The 5,642-nt window shown below is 54.0% G+C and carries 4 protein-coding genes; 1 reads left to right on the top strand and 3 read right to left on the bottom strand.

Annotated features, from left to right (window positions below; translation table 11 throughout):
• Nucleotides 1-78 precede the first annotated feature (78 nt).
• Nucleotides 79-741, bottom strand: coding sequence for a helix-turn-helix domain-containing protein (locus QP971_RS11100; RefSeq protein ID WP_284811909.1), 663 nt, complete (start codon nt 739-741; stop codon nt 79-81).
• A 310-nt stretch (nt 742-1,051) separates the two neighbouring features.
• On the opposite strand from QP971_RS11100, the gene QP971_RS11105 reads away from it, so the two are divergent.
• Nucleotides 1,052-2,500: a replication initiation protein gene (locus QP971_RS11105; RefSeq protein WP_284811911.1), complete on the top strand. Its 1,449-nt coding sequence runs from the start codon at nt 1,052-1,054 to the stop codon at nt 2,498-2,500.
• An 896-nt stretch (nt 2,501-3,396) separates the two neighbouring features.
• Here QP971_RS11105 and QP971_RS11110 read toward each other — a convergent pair.
• Together QP971_RS11110 and QP971_RS11115 are read right to left on the bottom strand one after the other, a co-directional pair.
• A complete protein-coding gene (locus tag QP971_RS11110; RefSeq protein ID WP_284811903.1) occupies nt 3,397-3,648 on the bottom strand; it encodes a Clp protease N-terminal domain-containing protein in 252 nt (83 codons plus the stop codon).
• A gap of 316 nt (nt 3,649-3,964) precedes the next feature.
• Complete coding sequence (locus QP971_RS11115) at nt 3,965-4,186, bottom strand: hypothetical protein (RefSeq protein ID WP_284811905.1); 222 nt, start codon at nt 4,184-4,186, stop codon at nt 3,965-3,967.
• Nucleotides 4,187-5,642 lie beyond the last annotated feature (1,456 nt).

Here is a 5,642-nt window from a genome sequence, read left to right on the forward strand (position 1 = left end):
GGCCCACGTGGTCCACGCTGGCGACTGGTACATGAACCACGATCACCCGCACGCAGGCTCGGGATCATTCGAAGCTGGCTAGGAAAATAGGCCGCGAAGGCGTCCGAAGAATCCTTGCTGTGGGGGTTGCTTGGGTTCTTCCTCATGTGCAGTCTCTGATTCTGTTGAGGAGAGTGCGGCAGGAGTTTCTGAGTCTGCAGTGTTGTCGTCGGTAGGTTGCCTCGACGGTTCGGGGGCTGGGGTGTCAGATGAGCCGCGCTCTAGCATCAGTAGGGCCTTTTGGAGGTCTTCGATGCGGGCTGCGCGTTCCGAGGCGAGGACTTTTTGAGCCTCTAATTCTTTGCGGAGGGACTGCTCGCGCAGCTCTGCTAGTTCGAGTTTGTGTTGCAGATTAAGGGTGTTCAGGTGGTCACCCTGGTCACCTGTGCGGACATGTTCATGGTCACCCTGAACACCCCCGTGGTCACCCTCCTGGACAGACGAATCTTCGGCGGGTGCAGGCTTTCCTGGGCGCAACCCTGCAGCCCCAAGGGACGTTACCGGAATTGCCCACTGACCGTTTATTTTCCTTGCTCCGGGAAGCTCTTCTTTGTGCAGCATTCTCATGATCGTGCTGCGGCTTACCCCAGTTTCCTCGGCTGCCTTTCGGGGTGACCATGTGGTCAGGTGAACACCTGCATGGTCACCCTTGTGGTCACCCTTGTGGTCACCCTTGTGGTCACCCTGGTCAGGCTTGGTCATGCGTTGACCATACTGCGTTCCGGGTGCTGAAACAGAGCGCTGTTTCGGTGTGGCGGAAAACGAGAAAAAGGGGCGGATTCCCATCGATTGGACGGAGAATCCGCTCTGCCAGGATTCAGTGCAGGGCGTAAACCAGGGCGTAAACCAAAAATATGCCTTCACCTGCGAATTTATGCGTGTCGCCACTGGAAAATCACACCGCTGTCATTTAGAGTCGGTGAAAGACAGTTAAAAAACGAAGAAAGTCACCGGGCGGGCACCCAGTGACTTTCGCTTATCACCCAGCACATCTCTGGGAGAAAGCACGGTCATGAGTTTACAGACTCATGCGCAGAATGCGCACACTAAAACACCTACCCGCGTCGAACCAGACCGCGGCGGGCTGGATAACACCCCAGCATCCGCCAGTGACCGCGACTTGCTCCGCGCTCATTTAGGCCGCGAGGTACTCCACGGGTCTGTCGGACGGGATTTTTCCAAGTCTTATATGCGTAATGCTGACGGTACGAACTCACCGCGCATGTATCGCTTCGACACCGAAGCCCTGGGTCGGTGTGAGTACGTCATGCTTACCAGTAAGCAGTACGCTGCCGTCCTGGTCGTTGATGTTGACCAAGTAGGAACCGCCGGCGGCGACCCCGCAGACTTAAACCCCTATGTCCGTAGCGTGGTGCGCTCACTTATCGCCCACAACATCGGCCCAGCGTGGGTGGGAATTAACCCGACTAACGGTAAAGCCCAGTTCATATGGCTTATCGACCCCGTCTACGCTGACCGTGGCGGTAAATCAGCGCAGATGAAGCTACTGGCCGCGACCACGCGCGTACTGGGTGAGCTTTTAGACCACGACCCTCACTTCTCTCACCGCTTTAGCCGCAACCCGTTTTATACCGGCAAGGCTCCCACGGCTTATCGTTGGTACAGGCAGCACAATAGGGTGATGCGTCTTGGAGACTTGGTAAAGCAGGTGAGGGACATGGCAGGACACGACCAGTTCAACCCCGCCCCGCGCCAGCAGTTTTCCTCTGGCCGGGAACTGATTAACGCGGTGAAGTCGCGTCGTGAGGAAGCCCAAGCATTTAAAGCTCTTGCCCAAGACGTAGATGCTGAAATCGCCGATGGTCTTGACCAATACGATCCGGAGCTTATCGACGGCGTGCGCGTGCTGTGGATTACCCCAGGCAAAGCGGCACGTGACGAAACAGCCTTCCGTCATGCGCTCAAGGCCGGCCACCGCCTACGCCAACAAGGCCAACGCCTGACGGACGCTGCCATTATCGACGCCTACGAGCACGCCTACAACGTCGCCCACGCCCACGGCGGAGCCGGCCGTGACAGTGAGATGCCGCCCATGCGCGACCGCCAAACCATGGCACGACGCGTGCGCGGCTACGTCACCCAGTCCAAGAGCGGGGCCTACAGCGGCTCTAGTTCTCCAGGAAAAGCCACCAGCAGCGAACGAAAAGCACTGGCTACCATGGGCCGCAGAGGCGGCCAGAAAGCCGCACAACGCTGGAAAACAAACCCCGACGGTAAATATGCGCAAGGACAACGGGAGTCTTTAGCTGCTGCAAACAAGCGACGCTCTATCCAAGGGAAAAGCACTCAAGCGAGAGTCCTTAGTGTTGCTTTGGATGCGCTTTCGCAGACTGGAGAAATTCCATTGGCACGCGAGATAGCGAACGAACTCGGCGTTACTAAGCGGACAGTGAATCTGCACCTAAAGACTCTGCGAGAGCTAGGACTGCTTAAGTCTTGATAGGTGGGAAATGCCGTAAGCAATATACGGTTCCCCTGCCGTTAGGCAGTTAAGTAAAACCTCTCTTAGCAAGACTGGGTTGGATGGACTATGTCCCGGTGTCACTAAGAGTGCCAATAGTGTGTCGCCGCTACCGCCAGAAGACGAGTAGGTCGAGCAGTTCGTTCCAGCTGTGGATCGTGGCCATAGGGTCGGCAAGTATCGCGCCCAAGGCAGCGCCTAGTGTGAGCGAGAGCAGCTCAGAAAGTCGCCTAAGACTGGTGTGGGGGCGTGGGTCTCTTTTCATGGATTCCTCCTTGCACGTCCCGTATTTCGGTCGTGCGGAAAAGGAATATCGAACCTGTCGCGTTGTCCGGCTCCGGGTGCTCGCCGTGCTGCCGCCCGAGCCAGAAGGCTCGGTTGCCCCGATTCAGTCCTCGCGTACTCAATCGCGCAGAAGCCCCTAGCCCTCCGTGTGGGTACCGCTGCCGGGCCTTTAACCGCTTAGACGGGTGCACAGCGCGCCGTGTGACGCCGCTGCACCGCCCCGCAGGGCTGACAAGCACGGTCGGGCGGAATGTACCCAAATATGTTGCTGTCCCACCCGCCAGTCCTGGCGGACAAGCCGGGCAGTCTTGCGGCGGTCTGTCGCCTGATTTTCGGGACGGAAGAACCGGCCCGAGACCACGCCGCGAAGCGGCTGGGGAACACACACTATATGCACTCTTAGTGTTAGTCGGGTAACTAGGAATTCTAGCGATTGGCAGTTTTTATCGCACGAGCGGCGTTGGGTCATGCGGCGGTGAGCTCAAGAATGGCTTTCTTAACCTCACCACGGAAGTGTTCCCAGTCTTGTCCGGCCGCAAGTTCTTTGGTGGCAAAAGCTTGCGGCGATCATGTTTTGATCAAGGATCAAATTAGTTTTTACGTGGAAGAAAAGAAGCGCGATTAGTCGGTTGTTTATATCCTTCCTTTTCTAAGTAGGAGGATAGATTTTTCCGGAACAGGTCAGCATCGTATTCAGCGTCAAGAACTTGATAAGGAATTGAGTCCTCATCTTGTAGGAGGGCTAGTTGCAAATGCTCGGCGCCTATTTTGTCTACACCAACTTGTTCTGCGATTGAAGCGGCAATCGCGAAGCATTCTTGTGCTCTAGGCGTTAGTTCCATGGTTACGTTAGCTTTCTACTGTAATACAGTCTCGCTCCACTCCCAGTACGGATCTTTGAAAATGGGGTTTATGTGCCTGCACGACCAGAACCGTCGTCCTCCCTCGGCGTCTTCGGTTTCAACCATTTCCCCATCGTTGGATGGACCACACTCTTTTTTGGGTGTGCCGTCTGGATGTCCATCGACCTTTGTCCACCCATAAGGGATTGCGGCTACTGGTTGAGAGGAAGATAGGGCAGGTTCTGCCGCAATGGCAGAAGGTGCTACTACTGCGCCGGTTGTGGCTATTGCTGCGCAAGCAAACAATGCTGTGAGTCTACTTTTTGCCTTCTGGTTGAGCATCATTTTGATGTCTCCTCTCGATAGGTAAAAATTGCAGAAGTATTGCTAATAGACATCCGGTTAAAACGCCAATACTGAGTATCGAATTTTTTTCGGATCCTTCAGCGTTTATTACTGTTGCAAGGATAAAAGCGATTAACAAGCCTCCTAAAACGCATAGAGCTTGAGCAAAATATTTTTTCTTATTGAATTTCATTATTTATTTGAGTCTTTCTACCACTAAAAGGGAATTCGGATATTTACCAGATGAACTGCTGATAGCTGTGTTGGAGTAGCACTTTTGCAGAGTCTATTTTGTTTGCTGAGGCGAAAAATTTTATCTAGTTAATTCGCTGGAGAAGCCCCGCGAACGTTATCAATCAGTAGTGTTATCTACACCTCTCCGTGATTTTACCGTTACATTATTTACATAAAATCCTCCTGTTTGCACCCATAAGCAGTTCACGACCGTCGACCTAGCTGCAGACATGGAGTTGCCATGGGAAACCTGTCTGTGAGAAAAGCATATTCTCAATCTTTGGCGTTAGAGCGTTGGTTTGCTCGTTGAGGGTGAATGAGATCTGCATATCTACAAGCCCAGCGACCGCGCGCGTTAGGAGAGCTGCGGGGAACCTTCCAGGTTTAAAGCCGGCCTGAACTCTTGGACAGAAATCTAGTGGTTTAGATCACAATATGACTAATGTGAATACCGTGGTTACGGCTCATAGGTGCCGTCGCGAACTCCGCTCACGACGGCACAAACCCCCTCACGTACTACGCACAAGAACGCGATAGGCAACGCGGTGCTTATAGTCCTGGAGAAGACAGCATCGCAGCCACACGGGCCCTCCATTCGGCCCCTAAAAGGGGCGCTCATACCCGTGTGCTGCATTGCGTCACTCGCTAAAACCAATGTATACATTAACGACCCTGTGACCAGGGGATTTAAGCTAATGCATCATATGATGCATTAAAAATGGAGTGATAAACGCTTTAATGTATACATTAAAACCCCCAGGTCACTATATGTTTTCGCCTAGAAAAATACGGATGTAGCCGTAAACGGCAAAATCCACGAAAAGAGCATAAGGAGTTGTGACACCACCCCCTCTGAGGAGGGGCTGGTGGCCGGCATAGCCGGCACAACTGACAGCGGTGACCCGCTGTCACTAATCCACCCGCCTGAAGGCGGTTGGATTAGTCTTATGCTCTCGCTACGAGACGTAAAAAGCGACCCCGAAGGGCCGCATGTAAAGGCTCACGTAGCGAACCCCTCACCGTGGCACCAAGCCTTTGGCTCCTGGTGCTCGTAACGGTGTAGAGGGTCGAGGGAGAAAATCTCCCTCGCCAGCGCCATGAGCACCGGAGGTGCTCCAATGGCTTGCTGGCCGCCGCCGCTTACTTTCCATAACGATTTAGCATTACTGAAAGTAGACTTAAGCGTAACGGGTTGCAACGCCGTTGCGTTGCAAAGTGTTAAGTATTCGTGTAGCTCCTCCTGAAGTATTAACAACTGTGTACCAATTGCATAGACAAAGCCGGCATGATGTCTAACCCGGACACGATCCGCGTCTTGGAAACCGCCAGCACCGCCCAGGCCCACGTGGTCCACGCTGGCGACTGGTACATGAACCACGATCACCCGCACGCAGGCTCGGGATCATTCGAAGCTG

The sequence above is a fragment of the Corynebacterium marquesiae genome (genome assembly GCF_030229635.1).
In the GTDB taxonomy this organism is placed as follows: Bacteria; Actinomycetota; Actinomycetes; order Mycobacteriales; family Mycobacteriaceae; genus Corynebacterium; species Corynebacterium marquesiae.